Genomic DNA, 23,160 nt, shown 5'->3' with positions numbered 1-23,160 from the left:
GCGGCCCTTCAGGCCGACGTCGACAGGTACCGGCCGAGCCACTCCTGCTTGAGGGCCGCGAAGTCCCCGGCCTCGATCGCGTCGCGCATGCTGTCGACCAACCGGATGAAGAAGCGCTCGTTGTGGATCGAGCACAGCGTCGCCGCGTTGTACTCGTTCGCCTTGAACAGGTGGTGCAGGTACGCCTTCGTGTAGTGGGTGCACGTGTAGCAGTCGCAGCCCTCCTCGATCGGGCCGAAGTCGCGGCGTGAGGCGGCCACCATGAGGTTGTGGCGGCCGTCGGCGGTGTAGATCCGCGATGAGCGGGCGACCCGGGTGGGCGTGACGCAGTCGAAGGTGTCGCAGCCGGCCTCGACGCCCTCGAACAGGTCCTCGGGCTCGCCGATGCCCAACAGGTGCCGGGGGCGGTCGTCGGGGAGCTCGTCGGTGACCCAGCGGACGATCGTGCCCAGGTTCTCCTTCTCGATCGCCCCGCCGACGCCGTAGCCGTCGAAGTCCAGGCCGGCCAGACCCCGGGCCGCCTGACGGCGCAGGTCCTCGTGCTGGGCGCCCTGGACGACGCCGTAGAGCGCCTGGCGCGGCTTGTCGGCGCGCTCGGCGGACAGCCGCTGGTGCTCGGCCAGGCACCGCTCGGCCCACGCCTGGGTGCGCCTGAGCGAGTCCTCCTGGTACTCCCGGCTGTTCATCAAGGTGGTCAGCTCGTCGAAGGCGAAGATGATGTCCGCACCGAGCTGGTGCTGGATCCGCATCGACACCTCGGGCGTGAACCGGTGCTTAGAGCCGTCGAGGTGGCTCTTGAAGGTCACCCCGTCGTCGTCGACGTGCGCCAGCCGGTCCTTGCCGGGAGCGATGACGTCGTCGGCCTGCGTGCCCACGGCGTCCATCGCGAGGGTCTTCTTGAAGCCGGCGCCCAGGCTCAGCACCTGGAAGCCGCCGGAGTCGGTGAAGGTCGGCCCGCGCCAGTTCATGAAGGCGCCGAGACCGCCCGCCTCCTCGACGATGTCGGCGCCGGGCTGCAGGTAGAGGTGGTAGGCGTTCGAGAGCACCGCCTGCCCGCCCAGTTGGACGATCGACTCCGGCAGGACCGCCTTGACGGTCGCCTTGGTGCCGACGGGGATGAACGCCGGGGTGCGGATCTGTCCATGGGGCGTGGTGATGGTGCCCGATCTTCCGGGGGCGTCCGGCAGGGTGCTTCCGACGGTGAACACGGCCCCATCCAAACAGACGGGGCCGTGCTCGTTGTCAGGTACCGGGGCGGTCGACCAGGGCGACCCGCGTGCCGTCGCGGTCGCTGGCGCCCATCGCCGCGGCGAGGCGGTGATGGACCGCACCCTCCCGGTGCCGGCTCTGCCGGTCGAGGGCCAGGCCCAACGCGGTATGCGCCCAGGCGTTGGTCGGCTCCAGCGAGGTCAGCGTCCGGAACGCGTCCTCGGCCGGGCCCAGATGGGCGGCGGCGAAGTGGGCGCGGCCGAGTAGCTCCCACACGGCGGCGTTGTTCGGCTCGAGCTCGGCGAGCGGGCTCAGGACGCGCACGGCCTCACGCGGGAAGCGCGAGTCGAGCAGTTCCTCGGCGTAACGGAAGGCGTCCAGCGGCTCCATCGCCGCGATCGACTCCTCGGTCAGCGTCGGCTTCATCCAGATGGTCATCGCAGTCCTTTCGTCACCGCTCTCAACGGCGGGAAGGGCCGGGATGTTCCCCGGTCACTCCGGGACGACCTGGGGCGCCTGTTCGGCCGGCGGGGGAGTCGCGTCGCGCTGCGGCTCGGGCACGGCGTCCTCGGGAGCCTCGGTCGTGGGCGCCGGCGCGGTCGGCTCGGGGCGGGTGGTCGCGGGCGGGTCGTTCGTCGCGCCGTCGGTCGGCTCCTCGGTCGGCTCCGCCGACTCGGTGGGCCGCGTCGTCTCGCCGTCGCTCGGGGTCTCCGGGCTGGAGCCCTGGTCCTTCCAGGGCCGGCCGATCGTGGGGTTGTCGGCCTTGCCGAACGAGTCGCCGGTGACCAGTTCGAAGGCGCCGATCGCCAGCAGCGAGACGGCCAGCGCCAGCCCGGTCCACGTCAGCACGCGCTTCCACGGGAAGGCGCGCTCGGCCTCGTCGACGGTCACGACGGTCTGCTCCTGCGTGATGACCACGTCGCCGTCCTCGGCGTCGCGGTCGCTCTCGGCGGCTGCCGGACGGGTCCGCGAGACCACCGAGCCGCTCTCGGTGATGAGCGTGGTGCCGCGATCGATCCCGCGCGCATAGAGGGCGCTGGCGATCGAGGCGACGAGACTGCCGAGCGCCGCGCCGATGATCGTGCCGGCCACACCGAGGAACGAGGCGACCCACGCCGACGTCATCGCCGCCAGCGCACCGGCCACCAGTTGGAGCCATGACAAACCGCCGAGAAAGCCTTTGGGAGACATGACTTCGAGGGTAACGAAGGCCCAATGAGCCCCCAGCGGATCGCCGGGGGCTCATCGGCGGTCGGTCAGGCCAGGGCCTGCTCGAGGTCGGCCAGCAGGTCCTCGATGTCCTCGATGCCGACGGACAGCCGGACGAGGTCCTCGGGCACCTCGAGCTGGGAACCGGCGGTCGACGCGTGCGTCATGGCGCCGGGGTGCTCGATGAGCGACTCGATGCCACCGAGGCTCTCGGCCAGGGTGAACACCTTCGTGCGCGCGCACAGGTCGAGGGCCGCCTCGCGGCCGCCGGCGAGGCGCAGCGAGATCATGCCGCCGAAGCGGCGCATCTGCCGGGCCGCGACCTCGTGACCCGGGTGGTCGGCCAGGCCGGGGTAGCGCACCTCACTGACGGCGGGGTGCGCCGTCAGCATCTCGACGACGGCCTCGGCGTTGTCGCAGTGACGCTCCATGCGCACGGCGAGCGTCTTGATGCCGCGCATGACGAGGTAGGCATCGAAGGGACCGGGCACGCCGCCGGCGCCGTTCTGCAGGAACGCGAACGCGGCGTCGAGCTCGGGGTCGTTCGTGACGAGCGCACCGCCGACGACGTCGCTGTGACCGCCGAGGTACTTCGTCGACGAGTGCAGGACGATGTCGGCGCCCAGGGCCAGCGGCTGCTGCAGGTACGGCGAGGCGAACGTGCTGTCCACCAGGACCTTCGCGCCCGCGGCGTGCGCGATCTCGGCCGAGGCTGCGATGTCGGCGATGTTCAGCAGCGGGTTGGTGGGCGTCTCGATCCACACCAGCTTGGTGCGGTCGGTGATCGCGGCGCGCAGGGCCTCGGTGTCGTTGACGGCCACCGGCGTGTGGTCGATGCCCCACTGCGAGAACACCTTGTCGATCAACCGGAACGTGCCGCCGTAGGCGTCGTCGGGGATCACCAGGTGGTCGCCCGGGCGCAGGATCGCACGCAGCGCCGTGTCGGTCGCCGCCATGCCCGACGAGAACGCCCGGCCGTACGCACCGCCGTCGAGGGCGGCCAGGTTGGCCTCGAGCGCCCGGCGGGTGGGGTTGCCCGTGCGGGCGTACTCGAACCCCTCGCGCATGCCGCCGACACCGTCCTGGGCGAACGTCGAGCTGGCGTAGATCGGGATGTTGACCGCACCGGTGCGCGGGTCGGGCTCCTGCCCGGCGTGGATCGCCCGGGTCGAGAAGCCCTGCTGCGTCTCGTCGGTCATACGTGCACCCCCAACAGGTCGTGGCGGGTCAGGACGCCGAGCGGCTTGCCCTCGTCGACGACCATGAGCGCGTCGTTGCCCTTGAACATGTCCAGGGCCGCGGCGAGATCCTCGCCCGAGCCGATGATCGGCAGCGGGCGCTCCATGTGCTCGGCGACGGCGTCGGTCAGCTGCGCGCGTCCCTCGAAGACGGCGCTGACGAGCTCACGCTCGCTGACGCTGCCCGCGACCTCGCCGATCACGACCGGCGGCTCGGGGCCCACGACGGGCATCTGCGAGACGTTGTACTCGCGCAGGATCTCGATCGCGTCGCGCACCGTCTCGGACGGGTGCGTGTGGACCAGCGCCGGCAGATCGCCGCTCTTGCGCCGCAGGATGTCGATGACGCGCAGGTCCATCGCGTCGCCCGACAGGGGCGTGCGCAAGAAACCGTACGAGGCCATCCAGTCGTCGTTGAAGATCTTCGACAGGTAGCCGCGGCCACCGTCGGGCAGCAGGACGACGACCAGATCGTCGGGAGTCAGGCGCTCGGCCACGCGCGCGGCGGCGACGACGGCCATGCCGCACGAGCCGCCGACGAGCAGGCCCTCCTCACGCGCCAGGCGACGCGTCATGTCGAACGAGTCGGCGTCCGAGACCGCGATGATCTCGTCGACGACGCTCGGGTCGTAGGCGCTGGGCCAGAAGTCCTCACCGACGCCCTCGACCAGGTACGGGCGACCGGTGCCGCCGGAGTAGACCGAGCCCTCGGGATCGGCGCCGATGATCTTGATGTCGGGGTTCTGCTCCTTGAGGAAGCGGCCGACGCCGGTGATCGTGCCGCCGGTGCCGACACCGGCCACGAAGTGCGTGACCCTGCCCTCGGTGGCCTTCCAGATCTCGGGGCCCGAGGTCTCGTAATGGCTGGCAGGGCCGGCCGGGTTCGAGTACTGGTCGGGCTTCCAGGCGCCCTCGATCTCGCGGACGAGGCGGTCGGAGACGTTGTAGTACGAGTCCGGGTGCTCCGGCGGGACGGCCGTGGGGCACACGACCACGCGGGCGCCGTAGGCCTTGAGCGTGTTGCGCTTGTCCTCGCTGACCTTGTCGGGGCAGACGAAGACGCAGGAGTATCCGCGCTGCTGCGCGACGAGCGCCAGGCCGACGCCGGTGTTGCCGGAGGTCGGCTCGACGATGGTGCCGCCGGGCTTGAGGGCGCCGGACGCCTCGGCCTCGTCGACCATCTTGACCGCGATGCGGTCCTTGGAGCTGCCTCCGGGGTTCAGATACTCGAGCTTGGCGGCGACGGTCGCGCCACCCTCGGGTACGACGGAGTTCAGCCGGACTAGGGGAGTGTCGCCGATGAGGTCGACCACGTGGTTCGCGATGGTCATGGGTCCATCATGTCATCGCGGCCGTGAGCCGACGGATCAGGATCGCAGCGGTCGGCCGTTCGCGTCACGCGGGTCGGAGACGAGCAGGATGATGCCGTCGATGAACGGCCACACTGCGCCGATACCGCAGGTGAACAGCGTGACCAGCAACTGGGCGACGCCCATGCTGGTGTGGCCCGTGTACATCCTGCCGATTCCCAGGGGTATCAGCAGTTGCAGCAGGCCGGCGACGATCTTGGACTTGTCCGAGTACGGCAGGCCGGTCTTGGGGTCGACGCCGTACGGCGCGCCCGGCACCGCCCACCCCGCCGCCGGGGGAGGCGGAGGCGGGGGAGGCGGCGTGGCACCGAAGCGCACGGTGGGGTCGTGGTCACCCGCGCCGGGGTCCGGGTCCGGTCGCGGGTCCTCGGGCGGAGTCGTGGTCATGGACGCACGGTACCGCCGATCAGACGACCGCACCGCCGTCCTCGGGCATGCCACGCCCGTCGACGACGTGCGCGTACGGATCGACCGTCTTGCGCGGGTCCTTGTCCGGGTTGTAGGGCCACTTCTCCTCGAGCAGCAGACCGAGGGTCGACGCCGTGAAGACCGTCGAGAAGTGACCGAACAGCAGACCCAGCAGCACCGCGATCGAGAAGTCACGCAGCGAGTCGCCACCGAGCACCATCAGCGCGGCGAGGATGAACGTCGCACCCATGGCGGTGTTGATGGTTCGCGGCAGGGTCGACAGGATCGCCTCGTTGACCATCTCGCGCAGCGGGATGTCGGCGGTGCGGGTGCGTTCTCGGATGCGGTCGAGGACGACGATCGAGTCGTTCACGGCCAGGCCGATGATCGACAGGATCGCGGCCAGGAACACGCCGTCGATCGGCTTGCCCCACCAGGCGAAGACGCCGACGACCGCGAGCACGACCGACGCCATCGAGACGATGGCGGCCGCGGCCCACGTCCACCGGAAGCGCCAGGCGAGGTAGGCCATCTGCGCCGCGACGGCGATCAGGAAGGCCAGCAGCGCCTTGTTGCGCAGCTCCTTGCCCAGGGTCGGGTCGATGGTGTTGGAGGCGACCTGGACGGTCTTGCCACCGACCTGCTCGATCGAGGAGCGGACCTTCTCCGCCTCGGTCTCGTCGATCTTGGGCAGACGCACCGAGATGTTCTCGCCACCGTCGGCGGACGAGGACTGCACGACGGCCTCGGGGAACCCGGCCTCGGTGACGGCCTCGCGGGCCTGGTCGGGGGTGACGGCCTTGGCGGTGGAGTACTCGAGCTGACGGCCGCCGGCGAACTCGACGCCGAGGTCCAGACCGCGGACCAGGATGCCGGCGATCATGACGCCGGCGACGCCGAGCGAGATGACGACCCACATGCCGGCCCGGCGGACCAGGTACGGACCGTGCTCGTTCAACCAGCGGCGCACGCTGGAGATGCCGCCGATGCCACTGGCCTGCGGGTGGTTGCGGATCCACTTGCGCTTGACCAGCCACTCGGTCAGCCAGCGGGCGACGACCAGTGCCGAGAACATCGACGCGATGACGCCGATGGTCAAGGTGATGCCGAAGCCCTTGACGGGGCCGGCGGAGAGGAAGAACAGCAGCAGGGCGGCCAGGATCGTCGTGACGTTGGAGTCGATGATCGCGGACCAGGCCTTAGAGAAGCCCGTGGTCAGTGCCGACAGCAGGCCGGCCTTCGGATTCTCGTGATACTCCTCGCGCGCTCGTTCATAGACCAGGACGTTGGCGTCGATGGCCAGGCCGATCGCCAGGACGAAGCCGGCCAGGCCCGGGAGGGTCAGGGTGGCACCCATCAGCACGAGGGCGCCGTAGGAGATGAGGGCGTACACGGTCAACGCGATCGTCGCCATGACGCCGGTGAGCCGGTAGATGAAGATGATGAACAGGCCGGTCAGCAGCAGACCGATGATGGAGGCGTTGATCGAGGCGTCGATGGCGGCGGCGCCGAGCGTCGGGCCGACGGTGCGCTGGTCGATGATCTCGACCGGGACCGGGAGGGCGCCGCCCTTGATCAGCACGGCGAGGTCCTGCGCCTCGGTCTGGGTGAAGTCGCCGGTGATGCTGGTGCTGGAGCCGCCGCCGCCGGCGCAGAGCTCGGGCACGATGCCTGGGGACGAGATGACCTCGTTGTCGAGGACGATCGCGATGCGGTTGCCCGCGGCGGGGTTCTGGCACGCGGAGGCGACCAGGTTGCTCCAGGGGGTGCGGCCGGTCTTGTTGAACTGCACGTTGACGACCCAGTCGCCGATGCTGTTCTGCGGCATCGCGGCCTCGGCGTCGCTGATGCCGTTGCCGTCGAACGCGACGGGGCCGAGCAGCAGCTCCTGACCCTGCTCGTCGGGCAGGACGACCTCGCCCTTGCCGGGCTTGGTCTCCGCGGTGGCGGGAGCCATCACCTCACGGAACTCGAGGCTGGCGGTCTGGCCGATGACCTCGGCGGCCTTCGAGGGATCCTGCACGTTCGGCAGCTCGATGATGATCCGGTTCTCGCCGGTGCGGGCCAGCGTCGGCTCGGAGACACCGAGGCCGTCGACGCGTCCGCGCAGGACCTCGAGGGCCCGATCGGTGGCCTCGGCATCGGCCTTGACGCGATCGGTGGACTTGGCCTCGAGGGTGATCTGCGTGCCGCCGCGCAGGTCGAGGCCGAGGTTGGGCTTCATGGTCAGGGCCACGGCCGCGGCGCCGATGATGACGGCCAGGCAGATCAGACCTCGCCAGAGATTGGTCTTGGAAGACATGAGAGAGCTTTCGGTGGAGCCGCGGGGCGGCAGGAGCATGTGGGGGCGAGTGGCCCGGTCGAGGAGTGACCGGTCAGCGTCGCGGCGGGGCGCGCCCCGCGGGGACCGGCGCGGCGGTGCCGATCTGGGCGGCGACGAGGGCCACCACGAGGGAGACGAGGACGATCGTCCCGAGGGTCAGGGCAGCGTCCAGGGTGCCGGCCGGCAGGTCGACCGACAGCGCGTGGTCGTCCGACGTGGCCTTGGCGATCGTGACCCGCGGGTGTCCGGAGCTGTCCTGCCCGGCCGAGGCGGTGGCGGCGCCGGCACGGCGGTCCGCCCCCGAGAAGCCGGCCAGGGCACCCAGCCCGAGCATGCCGGCCAACAGCACGGCTGCCAGGGCCGCGACGAGGCGTCGCGCGGCGTGGGTGGTCCGGATCACCCCGCGAGTGTAACGGTCCTACGGTGGATCCCGTGACTACACGACATGTCCTGGGAACGAGTGGCATCGAGGTCGGCCCCGTGGGGATCGGCTGCAACGCATTCGGAGCGCGGATCGACGGTGACCAGGTGGTCGCGGTGGTGGACGCGGCCTTCGAGCAGGGGGTGACATTCTTCGACACCGCCGACACATACGCGCTGGGTGAGAGCGAGACCTTGCTCGGCGCCGCGCTGAAGGGTCGGCGTGACGAGGTCGTCATCGCGACGAAGTTCGGGATGGACATGCAGGGGCGCAACGGAGACGACGGTGGCCGCCGCGGCAGCGCCGACTACGTCCGCCGGGCGGCGGAGGCCAGCCTGCGCCGGCTCGGCACCGACGTGATCGACCTCTACCAGCTGCACACGCCCGACCCGAACACTCCGGTCGAGGAGACGCTCGGCGCGATGACGCGGTTGGTGGACGAGGGCAAGGTCCGCGCCATCGGCTGCTCGAACTTCACCGCGTGGCAGCTCGTCGACGCAGACTGGATCTCGCGCACGGCCGACCTCGCGCACTTCGCGACGGCTCAGAACGAGTACTCGCTCTACAACCCGGCCGCGGAGGTCGAGCTGGTCCCCGCCTGCCTCGAGCTCGGAGTGGGCCTGCTGCCGTACTTCCCGCTGGCCTACGGCCTGCTGACGGGGAAGTACTCGCGCGACAGCGAGCCGCAGGAGGGCACCCGGCTGGCCGGCCAGCGAGCCCGCTGGGAAGGCGCGGACTGGGACCGGATCGAGGCGTTGCAGGCGTTCGCTCGTGAGCGCGACATCACCCTGCTCGAGCTCGCGATGGGCGGCCTCGCGTCGCGGCCGGCCGTGGCGTCGGTCATCGCCGGTGTCTCGCGTCCGGAGCAGGTGGCCTCGAACGTCGCGGCGGCCGCCTGGGTGCCGACGGCCGAGGACACGGCCGCACTCGACGAGCTGATGGCTCCGCGGCACTCGTACACGACGTTCGCGCCGCGCTGAGCGGGCAGGGGAGACGGTGGGTGCGCCGGGTCGGGAGCGCCTCACGGCGTAAGGCCGCTCGAAGCGGCTGATGTTGGGACCCGGGGCTACCGCGACCCGGCGCGAGCACCACTCTAGACGACCCCGCCCAAGCCCACTGAGGCCTGTGGGACCTCTGCGCGAGGTCTCCGCCGACCCGCTCGGAGGGGTCGGTCAGTGCAGCTCGTGGCGGCGCTCTGCGTCGGCGGCGGCACGCAGGTGGCGCGCGGTGTCGACGAGGCGGGCGGCGCTGGCCGGGTCGGTGTCCTCCAGCTGCCCGCGTCCCACGCCGACGATGTGAGCGAAGGCGGCGGCCCGGTCGAGCGCCACGTCGAAGTCGGTGGTGACGATCCCGCGCACGACGGTGTCGACCAGCTCGATCACCTCAGCCGGGCCGGGAGGGTCGACGACTCCGGCCAGGACCTCCTGGACCGGGGCGTAGGCGCGTCCGGCGCTGAACTCGCGCGAGGCCTGGACCGGGTTGTGGTGGACCCACGTCCGCAGCGCATACAGCCGCCACAGCGCTCCGGCCACGGTCTCGGGGTGGGCCTTGGACCACAGCTCCGCGATCGAGCCCAGCCCTTCCGAGTCGGCCAGGTGCAACACCCGGTCGATCAGGGCGCGGTCCTCACGGTCGTGGGCGCCGCGGACCAGCAGGTTGGCGATGCGGTGGCCGGCGGCCGAGCGCTCGGCAGGGTCGTTGTCGTCACGCAGCGTCTCGAAGAGGGCGGCCCCGGGCAACGACGGCTTGTGGAAGTCGGCCATGCGTTCGAGAGTAAACCCGCGCCGGTGACGACGGGAACAGTCGGCTCAGGGATCGACGAGCGCGGCGGCCATGGGGCCGGCCACCAACTGGATCTGCCAGTTGCGGCAGCTACGTTCACGCAGTTCTGCCGCGATGGTGTCCTCGTCCCGGTCCTGCGGTGGCTGCCAGGCCAGGGCCCGCACGACGCCGGGGGAGATGAGGTTCTCGGCCGGCAGGTTGTGCTGCTCGGCGATCTGCGTGACGACCTCGCGGACGCGCACGAGTCGGGCGGCGGCCACCGGGTCCTTGTCGGCCCAGGCGCGCGGAGGAGGGGGTCCGTCGGACCGCTGACCCGACGTGGGCAGCTCGTCCTCGGGAAGTCCCTCGGCCGTCTCGATGGCGGTGTACCAGTCGTCGAGGAAGCGTCGCGGGCCGCGACGGCGCATCGTGGGGTCGTTCTTGAGGGCGCCCAGCGAGGTGGGCGCATGCGTGGCGAGAGCCACGATCGCCGAGTCGGGCAGGATCCGCCCGGGAGTGACGTCACGGTCGGCCGCGATGGCGTCGCGGGCGTGCCACAGGGACCGGACGATGGCCAGCGCACGACGACTGCGGATCTTGTGGATGCTGGAGGTGCGGCGCCAGGGGTCCTTGCGCTCGGGCGGGCCCGTGAAGGACAGCAGGGCGTCGAACTCCTCGCGTGCCCAGCCGTCCTTGCCGGCGGCGACGAGATCGGCCAGGACCGCCTCGCGGAGCTCCAGGAGGACCTCGACGTCGAGCGCGGCGTACTCGAGCCACGGCTCGGGCAGGGGGCGGGTCGACCAGTCGGCCGCCGAGAACTCCTTGGCCAGGCTCATGCCCAGGTAGTGCTCGACGAGCGCGGCCAGGCCGACGCGCGGCAGGTTCAGCAGTCGGCCGGCCAGCTCGGTGTCGAACAGCGAGGCGGGACGGAGTCCGACCTCGGCCAGGCACGGCAGGTCCTGGGTGGCCGCGTGCAGGATCCACTCGGAGTCGCCGAAGGCCAGGCCGAGCTCGGTCAGGTCGGGGAACGCGATCGGATCGATCAGCCAGGTGCCCGAGCCCTCGCGGCGCACCTGCACGAGGTACGCCCGCTGGGAGTAGCGGTAGCCCGAGGCTCGCTCGGCGTCCAGGGCGATCGGCCCCTCGCCCAGCGAGATCTCGGCGCAGGCGCGGGCCAGCGCGTCGTCGGTGTCCACGACGGGGGTCAGCGGCTCGCGGAGTCCGAGTCGGGGCAGTGCCGGCTCGGGGGACTCATCGGGGGCCTGGTCGGGCGCCTCGTCGTGTTCGGTCGTCAACGGCTCGTACGCCTCCGGTTCAGGGGAACGACGCCGGGCGCCAGGGGCGGGAGTCCGGCGAGCTTGCCGAGCAGCTCCATCCACGCCGAGGCGTGGGCGTCGAGTCCGCCGTGCGGGGTCCAGGAGGCACGGACCTCGATCTGGGCATCGGACTCGTCCTCGGCCATGGCCCCGAATCCCTCGGAGCGCACGACCGTGATGCTGCCGGCGGTGTTGGTGTGTTCGGCACCGGCGTCGCCCAGTGCGTCGGTGAGCCAGCTCCAGCCGACCTGGGTGATCAGCGGATCGATGGCCATCTCGTGCTCGATGTCGGCGCGGGCGAAGGTGACGCACCGGAAGGTGCCGTTCCACGCGTCGTTGCCGGCCGGGTCGTGCAGGAGGATGAAGCGCCCCGTGCCCACCTCGGTGTCCGCGACGACCACGTCGGCGGTGATGGCATGGGCGAACGGGGCGATGCGCTGCGGTGCCGGCATCTGTCCGAGCTCGAGTTCGGGGCGCGCGACGGCGCGCTCGATCTCCTCGACAGCGCGGGTGAACGGTGCCGGGACGCCTTCGAGCTTCGTGCGGGCTCCCACACCGTGATCTTAGGCACGGGACGCGGGGTCGGGCGGTTCGACACGCAGGGCGTGACAGACTCGAAGGGTGACCCATGACGTCAGCGCCACCGCAGTCGACAGCGCCATCACGAGTCCCTTCCTCCGCGCCTGCCGCGGCCTCGAGCCGGCCCACACTCCGGTGTGGTTCATGCGCCAGGCCGGCCGCTCGTTGCCGGAGTACCTCGCGATCCGCGAGGGCGTGCCGATGCTGGAGTCCTGCTTCCGCACGGACATGGTCGTCGAGATCACGATGCAGCCCGTCCGCCGTCACGGCGTCGACGCGGCGATCTTCTTCTCCGACATCGTCGTGCCGCTCAAGGCGATCGGCGTCGACCTCGACATCGTTCCGGGCACGGGCCCGGTCGTGGCCGACCCGATCCGCTCGGCCGACCAGCTGGCGACGCTGCGCGACCTCGAGCCCGACGACGTCACCTCGATCACCGACGCCGTGAAGGGCCTCGTGCAGGAGTTGGGGGACACGCCGCTGATCGGGTTCGCCGGCGCGCCCTTCACCTTGGCGTCCTACCTCGTCGAGGGTGGGCCCTCGCGTGACCACCGCCGCACGAAGGAGCTGATGTACCGCGATCCCGAGCTGTGGCACGCGCTGCTGGGCCGGATCTCGGCGATCGCCTCGCAGTTCCTGCGGCTGCAGGTCGAGGCCGGGGCGTCGGCGATCCAGCTGTTCGACTCGTGGGCCGGTGCGTTGTCGCCGGTCGACTACGACACGTACGTGCGTCCGCACTCCGCCGCCGTCCTGGAGTCCGTCGCTGACCTCGACGTGCCGCGGATCCACTTCGGTGTCGGCACCGGTGAGCTGCTGTCACGGATGGGCGAGGCCGGGGCCGACGTCGTGGGCGTCGACTGGCGCGTCCCCCTGGACGAGGCGATCGGCCGGGTCGGGAGCCGTGCCGTGCAGGGCAACCTCGACCCCACCGTGTTGTTCGCGCCCACGGACGTCGTGCACGAGCGCGCCGCACGGATCATCGACGCGGGCCGGGCGGCCCACGGCCACGTGTTCAACCTCGGCCACGGTGTCCTGCCGGCGACCGACCCCGACGCGCTGACCCGTCTGGTCGACTTCGTCCACGGCTACCAGCCGGAGTCCTGATGCGCGTCGCGGTCATCGGTGGCGGGATCGCCGGGTTGTCTGCGGCGTTCCATCTCGCGACGGCCGGCGCCGAGCCGGTGCTGCTGGAGGGCTCGCCCGAGATCGGTGGCAAGATCCGCCAGGCGCAGTTGGACGACCTGCTGGTCGACGTCGGCGCCGAGGCGATGCTGGCGCGTCGTCCCGAGGCGGTCGACCTGGTCAAGGCCGTCGGCCTCTCCGACGACCTCGTGGCGCCGGAGCCGGTGCCGTCGATGGTCTGGAGTCGCGGGGCGCTGCGTCCGCTGCCGCCCACGATCATGGGCGTGCCGTCCGACCTCGACGCGCTCGTGCGCTCGGGCATCCTCGAGTCCGCCGTGACGTCGACGGCGCTGCCGGTGCCGGACGAGGACGTGTCGGTGGCCTCGTTCGTGGCCGACCGCCTGGGACGCGACGTCGTCGACCGCCTGGTCGAGCCGCTTCTGGGCGGTGTCTACGCGGGCCACGCGGATCGGCTCTCCCTGCACGCGGCCGCACCCGTGATCCGTGAGCTCGGCCCCGATCTGTTGGCCGGTGCCATGGCTCGCGCCGCCGCCCCGAAGGCGACCGGTCCGGCTCTGGTGGGACTGCGCGGGGGAGTCGGACGGCTGCCTCGGGCGATCGTCGACGCGGGTGGCTTCGAGGTGCGGACCCGGGCCACCGTCCGTTCCGTTCGTCGTGACGGCGACGGCTGGGAGCTGGTCGTCGGACCCACCACCGCGCCCGTCCGGGAGCGCTTCGACGCCGTCGTCATGGCGGCGCCGGCTCCCGCCGCCTCGCGGCTGCTGGCCGAGGCCGCTCCGCGCGCGGCGTTCGCGCTCGCCGGCGTCGACTACGCATCGATGGGTGTCGTGGCGCTGCTGCTCGACGGCGCCGACCTGCCTGCGGGGACCGGCTTCCTGGTGCCCCCGGTGGAGCCGATGGACATCAAGGCGGCGACGTTCTCGACCCGCAAGTGGGCGTGGCTCGCCGAGGCGGCCGGTGGCGCCACGGTGGTCCGCGCGTCGATCGGTCGAGCCGGCGACACGGGCGTGCTGCAGCGCGACGATGCCGCACTGGTCGACCTCGCGGTGACGGACCTGCGCTCGATCGTCGAGCCCCAGGGCTCGCTCGGCACCGTCCGGGCGTCCGTCGTGCAGCGGTGGGGCGGTGGCTTGCCGCAGTACGAGGTGGGGCACCGCGACCTCGTCCGCACGGTCACCGAGGACATCGCGACCGTCCCCGGACTGGAGGTCTGTGGCGCCGCCTATGAGGGCGTCGGGATCGCCGCGGTCGTGGCCACCGGGAGGGCCGCGGCCGAGCGAACCCTCGCCGGGTGAGAATGGACGTATGAGTACGCACGAGGTCGACCCCGAGAAGATCAACGCCACCATCCGGTACGCCATGTACTCGGTGTTCCGCGTCGAGCGTCCGCTCGCGAACGGTGACCGTGCCGCGATGGCCGCCGAGGTCGAGGCGCTCTTCGCGAAGTTCGACGACGTCGTCGTGCGCGGCACCTACGACGTCAGCGGCATGCGGGCGGAGGCCGACCTGATGGTGTGGTGGCACGCCGAGACGGCCGACGCCCTGCAGGACGCCTACAACGCGTTCCGCCGGACCGAACTGGGCTCGCACCTGGCGCCCGTCTGGTCGAACGCCGGCCTGCACCGCCCGGCGGAGTTCAACCGCTCCCATGTGCCGAACTTCCTCGCGGACGACACCACGAAGCACTACCTGTGCGTGTACCCGTTCGTGCGCTCGTACGAGTGGTACCTGCTGCCCGACGACGAGCGTCGCCGTCTGCTGCGCGAGCACGGCGAGGCCGCCCGCGACTACGCCGACGTCCGCGCGAACACGATCGCGTCCTTCGCGCTGGGCGACTACGAGTGGCTGCTGGCCTTCGAGGCCGACGAGCTGCACCGCATCGTCGACCTGATGCGCGACCTGCGCGCGACCGACGCCCGTCTCCACGTGCGCGAGGAGCTGCCGTTCTACACGGGCCGCTCGATGTCGGTGGCCGAGCTGACCGAGCTCTGGCCCTGATCTGCCTCAGTCGGTGAGGACGGGCCGTGCTTCGCGGATGCGGTGGTGGCGGGTCCGGGTGCTGTGATGGTGGTGCCGAGGTTCTGCCAGGCGCCGCCGTCGACGCGGTAGGCGACCGCGTAGGTGACGTCGACGCGTGGTGCGACCTGTCCGGGTCGGCGGTAGCGGTGAATGACGTCGAGTGCGGGGTAGGGGCGGCCGGGCCTGGTGGTGGTCTGGGTGGTGTCGTCGCCGTGGTGCCAGGTGTAGGTGGCCGGGGTGGCGCGCAGGTCGACGGCGGATCCCAGGATCGGCACGCTGCGCTCGAACGGTGCAGCGGTGGTGTGGAAGATGGTCTCGAGGTTGACCAGGGTGGAGCCGGCGGGTTGCACCGCGACGTTCAACCTCGGTAGTCCGACGCGCCGGACTGCCTCGACGACGTCACCTGGTGTGACCTCGGGTTGGTCGGGGTCGGCCGTTTCGGCCGGCTCGCCCGGCTCCGGTGGCGGCAGGCACTCTTCCTGCGGGAACGGTGCCTCGGGTCGGCAGTAGAACGGCTCCGGCTCTGCGTCTGGGTTTGGGACCGGGCCGGTTACCTGGTCCTTGGCCCAATCCGGTGATGGTGACTTCGGTGAAGTCGTCGTTTCGTCCCAGATGATTACGTCACCTTGGTGGAACGGGTCCTCACCCACGTCTGGGTCGCTGAGGGTCAACGGTCCGAAGACCAGCATGGCTAGAGTGAGAAACCCTCGGATCATGTTGGGTCACCCTGGAAGATGCGGCTTATTCTGCGATCAGCTCCCGTGCCTTTCACCCCGAAGGTCAATCGCATCTCGGAAGCTGCGATGCGCACCTTTTCCGAGGCTGGTGTGGCTTGACGAGTTCCGGAGCCGATTTTCACGTTGATCGTGAGGAGGCTCTCGCCCCCTGAGCCCGAGTACCGGACTCTGGCGCCGGAGAAAGTGCGTGTGCCCCCGGTGATCGTTCCGCCGTCCTTCGCGAGCTCGTCGATGGCAGATACATACGACTGGCATGCACTGCAAGAGAGATCGGATAGGCGGCCAAGTTCTTCTGTATTCCCCGTGAGGTGCGCGTAGGAGAGGACCTTCAGGTAGTACGAGACGAAGTCGGTGACGCCCTGCGGGGAATCAGCCGTCATGCCGGCAGGCCGCGCGGGCGGTGGCGAGCTGGGTGGTCTCACCGTCGCTTCCGACGAGGCATCAGGTCGCTCGCGAGGTTCGTCCTCGCTGCATGCCGCGAGGCTCAACGCGAGCGACGCGACGACGGCAGTGGCCAGAGTCCGCATGTGTTCCCCCCCCAAGGCCCGGCGCTGGGACGCCGAGTTACGGGAACCCTAGCGAGCGCCTGACCGGCGGGGGAGTCTCGTCTCATGCCTGTGGAGAACGATGAGGCGGGTGTGTTCGCAGCGGCTGACGCGACCGGTCAGTCGGTGAGGACGGGCCGTGCTTCGCGGATGCGCAGCGTGGTGGCGGGTCCGGGTGCTGTGATGGTGGTGCCGAGGTTCTGCCAGGCGCCGCCGTCGACGCGGTAGGCGACCGCGTAGGTGACGTCGACGCGTGGTGCGACCTGTCCGGGTCGGCGGTAGCGGTGGATGACGTCGAGTGCGGGGTAGGGGCGGCCGGGCCTGGTGGTGGTCTGGGTGGTGTCGTCGCCGTGGTGCCAGGTGTAGGTGGCCGGGGTGGCGCGCAGGTCGACGGTGGATCCCAGGATCGGCACGCTGCGCTCGAACGGTGCAGCGGTGGTGTGGAAGATCGTCTCGAGGTTCACGAGGGTGGAGCCGGCGGGTTGCACCGCGACGTTCAACCTCGGTAGCCCGACGCGGCGGACTGCCTCGACGACGTCACCTGGTGTGACCTCGGGTTGGTCCGGATCGGCGGGCTCTGCCGGCTCGCCCGGTTCCGGGGGTGGCAGGCAGTCGTCCTGCGGGAAGGGTGCCTCGGGCCGGCAGTAGAACGGGTCCGGCTCTGTGATCGGTACCGCTCCGGGATCGCTCGGCTGGCCCGGGTTCCTGGTTCGAATCGGCTCGCCGCCTCGTGGAGGCTTCTCCACTGTTTTCTTGATCATCAGCTCGGGGTCGCGGGCGTCTTCCTCGACCCTCGTTTCGGAGCTCAGGGAGTGCGGCATGAAGGCAAGTACGGCGACGAGGAGAACCGCGACCTTCATCAGAGGTCGCCCTTCAGGATCTCTGCGATCTGTCGAGGATCGCTTGGCGTGACTTCAAACGTCAAGACCGATTCCTTTGCCCCGGTTTCAGTCTCCGGCGCGCCGTCAGTTAACTTCTGCTCGCCGGGTGCGATCCGGACGATTGCCGTCACGTAACCCGGTTCCTTGGCTGTGGTGAATCGCACCTTGGCGCCATCGAAGCTCCAGGCCCCTCCTCTGAAGTGACCCCCGTCTTCGTAGGTCTTTCTGAAGAGATCGATGTAGTTCATGCAGGATTCGCAGGCGGGGCCGGAAAGCGTCTCCATTTCTCGAACATCGCCAGTAAGCGCAGAGTAATTGAGCACGGCGACGTAATGGTGAACGAACTTGGTCACCCCGCCTGGCGTCGCGTCCCTCGCCCCTGCTGGCATGGGCGGCAGCGTGGCGTCCGGGTTCGCAGGAGTCGTCGCGGCGGAGGTGGGGTCGGCAGGGCGAGGGTCGTCCTCGCTGCAGGCGCCGAGGCTCAACGCGAGCGACGCGACGACGGCGGTGGCCAGAATCCGCATGTGTTCCCCCCAAGGCCCGGCGCTGGGACGCCGAGTTGCAGGAACCCTAGCGACCCGGGCGGATGACAGGGAGCCCTCGTCTCACAGCTGTGGACGAAGGCCGGTACAGATGCGTAGCGGTGAGCACCTTTCTCGCACGGAGAAGGTACTCACCGCTACACATCTCGCGCGCGGCGGCGCGAGACGGGGTCAGTCAGCCTGGAGGTCCAGGGCGATCCCGTTGATGCAGTAGCGCAGGTCGGTGGGGGTGGCGAAGCCCTCGCCCTGGAACACGTGCCCCAGGTGCGAGCCGCAGTTCGCGCAGCGCACCTCGGTGCGCTTCATCCCCAGGGCCGTGTCCTCGATGTACTCGACACGGTCCTCGGCCAGCGGGGAGTAGAACGACGGCCAGCCGCACTGGGCGTCGAACTTGGTCTCGCTGCGGAACAGCTCGGCGCCGCAGCCACGGCAGCGGTAGACGCCGACCGTCGGGTCGTGCTCGTAGTCGCTGCTGAAGGGTCGCTCCGTGCCGGCCTGGCGCAGGACGTGGTACTCCGCGGCGCTCAGCTCCTCGCGCCATTCGTCGTCGGGACGATCGACCGCGTAGGTCTTGTCAGTCTTGTCGCTCACATCTCCGCCTGTTCGTCGAAACTCAGGTGTTCCAACAGGTGCAACGTCGGGACGTCCAGTTTTCTTCTCGCCCGGGACGTCCAATCGAGGTGAAGGAACTCACGCACCACGTGCGACTCGGTCAAGATGATGACCTCGTCGCAGGACTGCTCCTTGACCAGGTCGGAGAGGGCGTCGATCGGGTCGTACTCCACGAGCTTGGTCGTGACCGTCTGGCCACGCTCGGTGAGCAGCGCCGCGGAGGCGTCCAGCTCCTCCTGGGCTTCCTGGCGCATCTCGTCCTCGATCCGGTCGTACGCGGCCGGCTCCTCCATCGGGACGAACTGCGCCCCGCCGAAGGCGGTCATCGAGATGCTGAGCGCCGCCGGCGAGCTGTCGACCGGCAGGATCATGTGATAGGTCACCTGGTCGTCCACCCCCTCGTGCAGGGCGAGGATCTGGTCGGCGTCGATGTCGATGAGCTTGCGTTCCACCAGCAGGGCCACGTTGTACATGAGCCCAGACTAGGCCGATCGGCGGTCGCGGACCCACCGCGTGAGCAGGACCCCGTCCTCGTCGATGGCGTGACCCAGCCGCATCGGGCGCTCGACGGCCTGTGCGCCCACCGTCATGCGCTTGGCCGGCCCGCCCACGAGGTGGGGCGAGATCGTCAGGCACGTCTCGTCCACGAGGTCGAGATCGACCAGGGTGCCGTTCAGGTCGGGGCCGCCCTCGCACAGGACGCGGTTGAGGCCGCGTGCGGCGAAGGCATCGAGCACGGCGGCCCAGTCGATCTCGGTCTCGCCCGCGACGACGACCTCGACCGTGCGCGAGAGCTCCTGGCGCCTCTCGACCGAGGACGAAGCCGGCGTGATGACCACGAGACCGGGGGCGACGACCTGCTCGGGCAGTACCAGGCTGCGGCTGATGACCGCCAGGACGGGGACGCGCGAGCGGCCCTCACGCAGCGACTCGTGGATGGAGTCGGCCGAGATCGGGTGGTAACCCTCGGCCCGGACGGTGCCGGCGCCGACCACGACCACGTCGCTCAGACTGCGCAGCACCTTGAAGAGCCTGGCATCCGGCTCGCCGCCGAGGTTGCCGGACAAGCCCTCGGGATTCTGGACGGCGCCGTCGACCGATGCGACGAAGTTGGTCCTCAGCCACGGCTTGTGGGATTCGGGGTAGGCGTACAGGTCAGCGAGTTCCTTCAGATCCGGCATGGAGCCACGGTAGGGGAACCTGGGGCATACTGCCGATCATGACGGATCTGCGATCCACGCTGGCGACCAGCGGCCCCATCGACCTCTCCACGCGAGCCTCGGACGAGACCCCGGGGTTCGAGGGAAAGAAGAAGGACGCGAAGCGAAGGCTGCCGCAGATCGGCGAGGAGTTGATGGACGCCCAGGAGCTGCTGTTCGCCAACGGCATCGCCGGCACGACCGACCGCAAGGTGCTGATCCTGCTGCAGGGGATGGACACGTCGGGCAAGGGCGGCACGCTGCGTCACGCCGCCGGCCTGGTCGATCCCCAGGGCTTGGCCATCACCGCGTTCAAGGCGCCCACCGACGAGGAGCGCGAGCACGACTTCCTGTGGCGGATCGAGAAACACCTGCCGGCGCCGGGCATGATCGGCGTCTTCGACCGGTCGCACTATGAGGACGTCCTCGTCGGGCGCGTCCGTGCGTTGGCGTCGGCCGAGGAGATCGAGCGGCGCTACGGCGCCATCAACGACTTCGAGGAGCGGTTCGTCGACGGCGGGGGCGTCCTGCTGAAGTGCTTCCTGCACATCAGCCCCGACGACCAGGAGGAGCGGCTCGCGGCCCGGCTCGACGACCCGACCAAGTACTGGAAGTACAACCCCGGCGACCTCGACGACCGTCAGCTGTGGCCGGAGTACCAGGCGGCGTACGAGACGGTGCTCGAGCGATGCTCGACCGACCACGCCCCGTGGCACGTCGTCCCGTCCGGTCGCAAGTGGTACCGCAACTGGGCGGTCGCCACCATGCTGGGCGAGACACTGACCGATCTGGGACTCGACTGGCCCCGCGCCGACTTCGACGTCGCGGAACAGAGGAGGCGCCTGGCCACGATGTGACCAGGCGCCTCGTCCGGTGGTCGACTCAGACGTCCGCGAAGAGCGCGTCCATCGGCACGAGGTCGACGGCGCCCACGGCGTAGCGGGCCAGGATGACCTCGGCCACCTCGTCGGCGACGCCCAGCGGCTCGGCGACCGCCACGGCGCCGGCCTCGAGAGCGAGCTCCGTGACCCGATCGGGCAGGACGCCCGGGGCCAGGAACAGCATGCCCACGGCGATGTGCCGGCGGCCGTCGGCGCGGTGCGCGCGCACGGCCTCGCTGGCCGCCGGGGGAGCGGTGGACGCGAACGCGGCGATCGTCGGCAGCTTGTGATGGGCACCCCAGGCGCGAGCGGCCCGGGCGATCATCGCATTGGCCAGCGAGTCCGACGAGCCGGCGCCCGCGAGCACCAGGGCGTCGAGCTCGCGCACCCGGTTCTTGGCCAGCGCCTCGCGCAGCCGGCGGTCCAGGACGTTGAGGAACGTACCCTCGATGCCCAGGACCTTCGTGACCTCGATGCGGACGTCGTGCGTCGCGGCGGCCGCCTGCGCGGCCTGCGGCACGTCGACCTTCGCGTGGTAGGCGTCGGTCAGCAGTAGCGGCACGACGACGATCTCGCCGAAGCCCTCGGCGGCGAGGCGCTCGACGACCTCGTCGAGGCTCGGGCCGCACAGGTCGAGGTAGGCGGTCTCGACACGCAGGTCGGGACGCATGCAGGCCACCACCTCCGTGAGGGCGTTGATCGTGTCGGCCGATCGCGGATCGCGGCTGCCATGAGCCAGGGCGATCAATGCGGGTGCGGTCATCGTGCGTTCCTCCCTTCCTGCGGTGCTGTGGTGGTGTCGGTGTGGCGGGCCAGATGGCCCAGGAACTTGAGGCGGAAGGCTCGCAGACAGCTGCGGCACTCCCACTCGCCGTGCGTCTCGCCGTGCGGACGGAGGTTCTCGTCGGCGCAGTACGGGCACGAGTAGGGGACCAGGCGCTCACTCATCGCAGCAGCTCCTCGTCGGCGCGGGCGACCCAGCGAGCGAAGGACTCGCCCTGGTCGCGGTTGGCCAGGTACGTGCGCGACAGCTTCTCGACGTAGTCCGGCAGCTGGTCGCCGGTGACCTTGTGGGCCCGGAGCTTGCGGCCGAAGCCGGCATCCATGCCCAGAGCGCCACCGAGGTGGACCTGGAACCCCTCGACCTGGCGGCCGTCGTCGTCCAGGACGAGCTGGCCCTTCAGTCCGATGTCGGCGGTCTGGATGCGCGCGCACGAGTTGGGGCAGCCGTTCACGTTCACCGTGATCGGCGTGTCCAGCTCGGGCACGCGCTGCTCGAGCTCGTCGATGAGCTGGGCCGCGCGGTCCTTGGTGTTGACGATCGCGAGCTTGCAGTACTCGATGCCGGTGCAGGCCATCGTGTGCTGGCGCCAGGCCGAGGGCCGCGCATGCAGGCCGAGGTCGGCCAGGGCGGCCACGAGCGACTCGACCTGGGCCTCCTCGACGTCGAGCACGATGATCTTCTGCATCGGTGTCAGCGCGATCCGGGCCGAGCCATGCGCCTCGACGACATCGGCGAGCTGCTGGAGCATCGGTCCGGAGATCCGGCCCACCGTGGTGGCCGCGCCGACGTAGTAACGGCCGTCGACCTGACGGTGCACACCCACGTGGTCGACGGGGGTGTCGGGAACCGGGGGAGCGTCGAGGTCGATGAGCGCGCGCTCGAGGTACTCGGTCTCGAGGACCTCGCGGAACTTCTCGATGCCCCAGTCCTGGACGAGGAACTTCAGGCGGGCACGCGACCGCAGGCGGCGGTAGCCGTAGTCGCGGAAGATGCTGATGATGCCCTCCCAGACGGCGGGCACCTCGTCGAGGGGGACCCAGGCGCCCAGCCGCTTGGCCAGGTGGGGGTTCGTCGAGAGGCCGCCCCCGACCCACACGTCGAAGCCGGCGCCGTGCTCGGGGTGGATCGCACCGATGAAGGCCACGTCGTTGATCTGCGGGACGACGTCATGCCCCGGGTGGCCGCTGATGGCCGACTTGAACTTGCGCGGCAGGTTCGAGAAGGCTTGGTCACCGATGTAGCGGCTCTCGATCGCGTCGATCGCGGGGCGCCCGTCGATGATCTCGTCGGTGGAGACACCGGCGACAGGGCTGCCCAGGATGACGCGCGGGCAATCGCCGCAAGCCTCCTGCGTGGACAGCCCGACCGACTCGAGGCGCTGCCAGATCGTCGGCACGTCGCGGACGTCGATCCAGTGGAACTGGATGTTCTGCCGGTCGGTGACGTCGGCGGTGCCGCGGCCGAAGTCGACGGAGACGTCGGCGATCGCGCGCAGCTGCTCCAGCGAGAGCTGTCCGCCGTCGATGCGCACGCGCATCATGAAGCGGTCGGCATCCAACTCTTCGGGCTCGAGCGTGGCGGTCCTGCCGCCGTCGATGCCGGCCTTGCGCTGGGTGTAGAGGCCCCACCAGCGGAACCGGCCGCGCAGGTCGCCGCCGTCGATGCTCTCGAAGCCGCGGTGCGCGTAGATGTTCTCGATGCGGGCGCGCACGTTGAGCGGGTTGTCGTCCTTCTTGGACTGCTCGTTGGCGTTGAGCGGCTCGCGGTAGCCCAGGGCCCACTGGCCCTCGCCCTTACGGCGGCGGGGACGAGCAGGTGCGGCTGAAGTGGAGGTCATGGTGCTCTCTGTCGCGTGGCTGGTGCGCGGGCGTTGTCGCCTCGGCGCGGGGACTGCGGGCAGGCAGGATCAACGACACATCATCGAGCGCGCACGACCGAGGTCGACGTGGAGTCGTTCCACGAGCCATACGGTCTGTGCGGCGA

At 70.3% G+C, this 23,160-nt stretch carries 26 protein-coding genes; 5 read left to right on the top strand and 21 right to left on the bottom strand.

Annotated features, from left to right (window positions below):
* Positions 1 to 8: 8 nt before the first annotated feature.
* The 8 genes from tgt to GL325_RS03380 all read right to left on the bottom strand — a co-directional run bounded on the left by tgt (position 9) and on the right by GL325_RS03380 (position 8,157).
* Positions 9 to 1,208, bottom strand: coding sequence for a tRNA guanosine(34) transglycosylase Tgt (gene tgt, locus GL325_RS03415; RefSeq protein ID WP_222865865.1), 1,200 nt, complete (start codon positions 1,206 to 1,208; stop codon positions 9 to 11).
* Between the two features lie 34 nt (positions 1,209 to 1,242).
* Complete coding sequence (locus tag GL325_RS03410) at positions 1,243 to 1,647, bottom strand: tetratricopeptide repeat protein (protein WP_187768609.1); 405 nt, start codon at positions 1,645 to 1,647, stop codon at positions 1,243 to 1,245.
* Between the two features lie 54 nt (positions 1,648 to 1,701).
* Complete coding sequence (locus tag GL325_RS03405) at positions 1,702 to 2,400, bottom strand: hypothetical protein (RefSeq protein ID WP_187768608.1); 699 nt, start codon at positions 2,398 to 2,400, stop codon at positions 1,702 to 1,704.
* A 65-nt stretch (positions 2,401 to 2,465) separates the two neighbouring features.
* Positions 2,466 to 3,617, bottom strand: coding sequence for a cystathionine gamma-synthase (locus GL325_RS03400; protein WP_154595207.1), 1,152 nt, complete (start codon positions 3,615 to 3,617; stop codon positions 2,466 to 2,468).
* Positions 3,614 to 4,987, bottom strand: a complete 1,374-nt coding sequence (locus tag GL325_RS03395) for a cystathionine beta-synthase (RefSeq protein WP_154595206.1) — start codon at positions 4,985 to 4,987, stop codon at positions 3,614 to 3,616. The genes GL325_RS03400 and GL325_RS03395 overlap by 4 nt, the downstream gene beginning before the upstream one ends.
* A 36-nt stretch (positions 4,988 to 5,023) precedes the next feature.
* Positions 5,024 to 5,413 (bottom strand): TM2 domain-containing protein, encoded by a 390-nt coding sequence (locus tag GL325_RS03390; protein WP_187768607.1) that lies wholly within the window; start codon positions 5,411 to 5,413, stop codon positions 5,024 to 5,026.
* A gap of 19 nt (positions 5,414 to 5,432) precedes the next feature.
* Entirely contained in the window at positions 5,433 to 7,736 is a 2,304-nt protein-coding gene (gene secD / locus GL325_RS03385; RefSeq protein ID WP_154595204.1) for a protein translocase subunit SecD, read from the bottom strand.
* A 73-nt stretch (positions 7,737 to 7,809) separates the two neighbouring features.
* Positions 7,810 to 8,157, bottom strand: a complete 348-nt coding sequence (locus tag GL325_RS03380) for a hypothetical protein (protein ID WP_187768606.1) — start codon at positions 8,155 to 8,157, stop codon at positions 7,810 to 7,812.
* A gap of 32 nt (positions 8,158 to 8,189) precedes the next feature.
* Here GL325_RS03380 and GL325_RS03375 point away from each other — a divergent pair, with 32 nt between their 5' ends.
* Positions 8,190 to 9,158: an aldo/keto reductase gene (locus tag GL325_RS03375; RefSeq protein WP_255955475.1), complete on the top strand. Its 969-nt coding sequence runs from the start codon at positions 8,190 to 8,192 to the stop codon at positions 9,156 to 9,158.
* Between the two features lie 192 nt (positions 9,159 to 9,350).
* Here the strand turns inward: GL325_RS03375 and GL325_RS03370 are convergent, their stop codons facing one another.
* The 3 genes from GL325_RS03370 to GL325_RS03360 are packed head-to-tail and all read right to left on the bottom strand — an operon-like array spanning position 9,351 to position 11,809.
* Positions 9,351 to 9,941, bottom strand: a complete 591-nt coding sequence (locus GL325_RS03370) for a hypothetical protein (RefSeq protein ID WP_154595202.1) — start codon at positions 9,939 to 9,941, stop codon at positions 9,351 to 9,353.
* Positions 9,942 to 9,986: 45 nt separating this feature from the next.
* Positions 9,987 to 11,234, bottom strand: a complete 1,248-nt coding sequence (locus GL325_RS03365; protein ID WP_187768604.1) for a ribonuclease D — start codon at positions 11,232 to 11,234, stop codon at positions 9,987 to 9,989.
* Positions 11,231 to 11,809, bottom strand: a complete 579-nt coding sequence (locus tag GL325_RS03360; RefSeq protein ID WP_187411866.1) for a DUF3000 domain-containing protein — start codon at positions 11,807 to 11,809, stop codon at positions 11,231 to 11,233. Before GL325_RS03360 ends, GL325_RS03365 begins: the two co-directional genes overlap by 4 nt.
* Positions 11,810 to 11,876: 67 nt before the next feature.
* Here GL325_RS03360 and hemE point away from each other — a divergent pair, with 67 nt between their 5' ends.
* Genes hemE through hemQ form a run of 3 tightly spaced genes read left to right on the top strand, consistent with a single transcriptional unit; the run spans position 11,877 to position 14,975 of the window.
* Positions 11,877 to 12,938 (top strand): uroporphyrinogen decarboxylase, encoded by a 1,062-nt coding sequence (hemE, locus tag GL325_RS03355; RefSeq protein ID WP_187411867.1) that lies wholly within the window; start codon positions 11,877 to 11,879, stop codon positions 12,936 to 12,938.
* Positions 12,938 to 14,272 (top strand): protoporphyrinogen oxidase, encoded by a 1,335-nt coding sequence (hemG, locus tag GL325_RS03350; RefSeq protein WP_187768603.1) that lies wholly within the window; start codon positions 12,938 to 12,940, stop codon positions 14,270 to 14,272. Before hemE ends, hemG begins: the two co-directional genes overlap by 1 nt.
* Before the next feature lie 10 nt (positions 14,273 to 14,282).
* On the top strand, positions 14,283 to 14,975 hold the full coding sequence (gene hemQ / locus GL325_RS03345) for a hydrogen peroxide-dependent heme synthase (protein ID WP_187768602.1): 693 nt from the start codon (positions 14,283 to 14,285) through the stop codon (positions 14,973 to 14,975).
* On the opposite strand, the gene GL325_RS03340 is transcribed toward hemQ, so the two are convergent.
* From GL325_RS03340 to GL325_RS03310, 7 genes are all read right to left on the bottom strand, one after another.
* On the bottom strand, positions 14,924 to 15,685 hold the full coding sequence (locus tag GL325_RS03340; RefSeq protein WP_187768601.1) for a hypothetical protein: 762 nt from the start codon (positions 15,683 to 15,685) through the stop codon (positions 14,924 to 14,926). The genes hemQ and GL325_RS03340 overlap by 52 nt on opposite strands.
* Positions 15,686 to 15,708: 23 nt before the next feature.
* On the bottom strand, positions 15,709 to 16,260 hold the full coding sequence (locus GL325_RS03335) for a DUF6318 family protein (RefSeq protein WP_187768600.1): 552 nt from the start codon (positions 16,258 to 16,260) through the stop codon (positions 15,709 to 15,711).
* 137 nt (positions 16,261 to 16,397) lie between these two features.
* On the bottom strand, positions 16,398 to 17,138 hold the full coding sequence (locus GL325_RS03330; protein ID WP_187768599.1) for a PKD domain-containing protein: 741 nt from the start codon (positions 17,136 to 17,138) through the stop codon (positions 16,398 to 16,400).
* Positions 17,138 to 17,683 (bottom strand): DUF6318 family protein, encoded by a 546-nt coding sequence (locus GL325_RS03325; RefSeq protein WP_187768598.1) that lies wholly within the window; start codon positions 17,681 to 17,683, stop codon positions 17,138 to 17,140. The genes GL325_RS03330 and GL325_RS03325 overlap by 1 nt, the downstream gene beginning before the upstream one ends.
* Before the next feature lie 189 nt (positions 17,684 to 17,872).
* Complete coding sequence (msrB, locus tag GL325_RS03320) at positions 17,873 to 18,292, bottom strand: peptide-methionine (R)-S-oxide reductase MsrB (RefSeq protein ID WP_187768597.1); 420 nt, start codon at positions 18,290 to 18,292, stop codon at positions 17,873 to 17,875.
* Entirely contained in the window at positions 18,289 to 18,786 is a 498-nt protein-coding gene (locus GL325_RS03315) for a universal stress protein (protein WP_154595195.1), read from the bottom strand. The genes msrB and GL325_RS03315 overlap by 4 nt, the downstream gene beginning before the upstream one ends.
* A 9-nt stretch (positions 18,787 to 18,795) precedes the next feature.
* On the bottom strand, positions 18,796 to 19,494 hold the full coding sequence (locus tag GL325_RS03310; RefSeq protein WP_187768596.1) for a pyrimidine reductase family protein: 699 nt from the start codon (positions 19,492 to 19,494) through the stop codon (positions 18,796 to 18,798).
* 38 nt (positions 19,495 to 19,532) lie between these two features.
* Between GL325_RS03310 and GL325_RS03305 the strand changes: the two genes are divergently transcribed.
* Positions 19,533 to 20,369, top strand: coding sequence for a PPK2 family polyphosphate kinase (locus GL325_RS03305; protein ID WP_154595193.1), 837 nt, complete (start codon positions 19,533 to 19,535; stop codon positions 20,367 to 20,369).
* Between the two features lie 25 nt (positions 20,370 to 20,394).
* Here GL325_RS03305 and GL325_RS03300 read toward each other — a convergent pair whose 3' ends face one another.
* Genes GL325_RS03300 through GL325_RS03290 form a run of 3 tightly spaced genes read right to left on the bottom strand, consistent with a single transcriptional unit; the run spans position 20,395 to position 23,014 of the window.
* A complete protein-coding gene (locus GL325_RS03300) occupies positions 20,395 to 21,156 on the bottom strand; it encodes a sirohydrochlorin chelatase (RefSeq protein WP_154595192.1) in 762 nt (253 codons plus the stop codon).
* Entirely contained in the window at positions 21,153 to 21,341 is a 189-nt protein-coding gene (locus tag GL325_RS03295) for a hypothetical protein (RefSeq protein ID WP_154595191.1), read from the bottom strand. The genes GL325_RS03300 and GL325_RS03295 overlap by 4 nt, the downstream gene beginning before the upstream one ends.
* The gene (locus GL325_RS03290; RefSeq protein WP_154595190.1) at positions 21,338 to 23,014 is read right to left on the bottom strand and encodes a nitrite/sulfite reductase; all 1,677 of its coding nucleotides are present in this window, start codon (positions 23,012 to 23,014) and stop codon (positions 21,338 to 21,340) included. Before GL325_RS03290 ends, GL325_RS03295 begins: the two co-directional genes overlap by 4 nt.
* Between the last annotated feature and the right edge of the window lie 146 nt (positions 23,015 to 23,160).

Origin of the sequence: Aeromicrobium sp. 636 (assembly GCF_024433585.1) — a bacterium.
GTDB lineage: Bacteria > Actinomycetota > Actinomycetes > Propionibacteriales > Nocardioidaceae > Aeromicrobium > Aeromicrobium senzhongii.
Note: the sequence above shows the minus strand (reverse complement) of the source record. Positions and strands in the feature narration are given on the sequence as shown.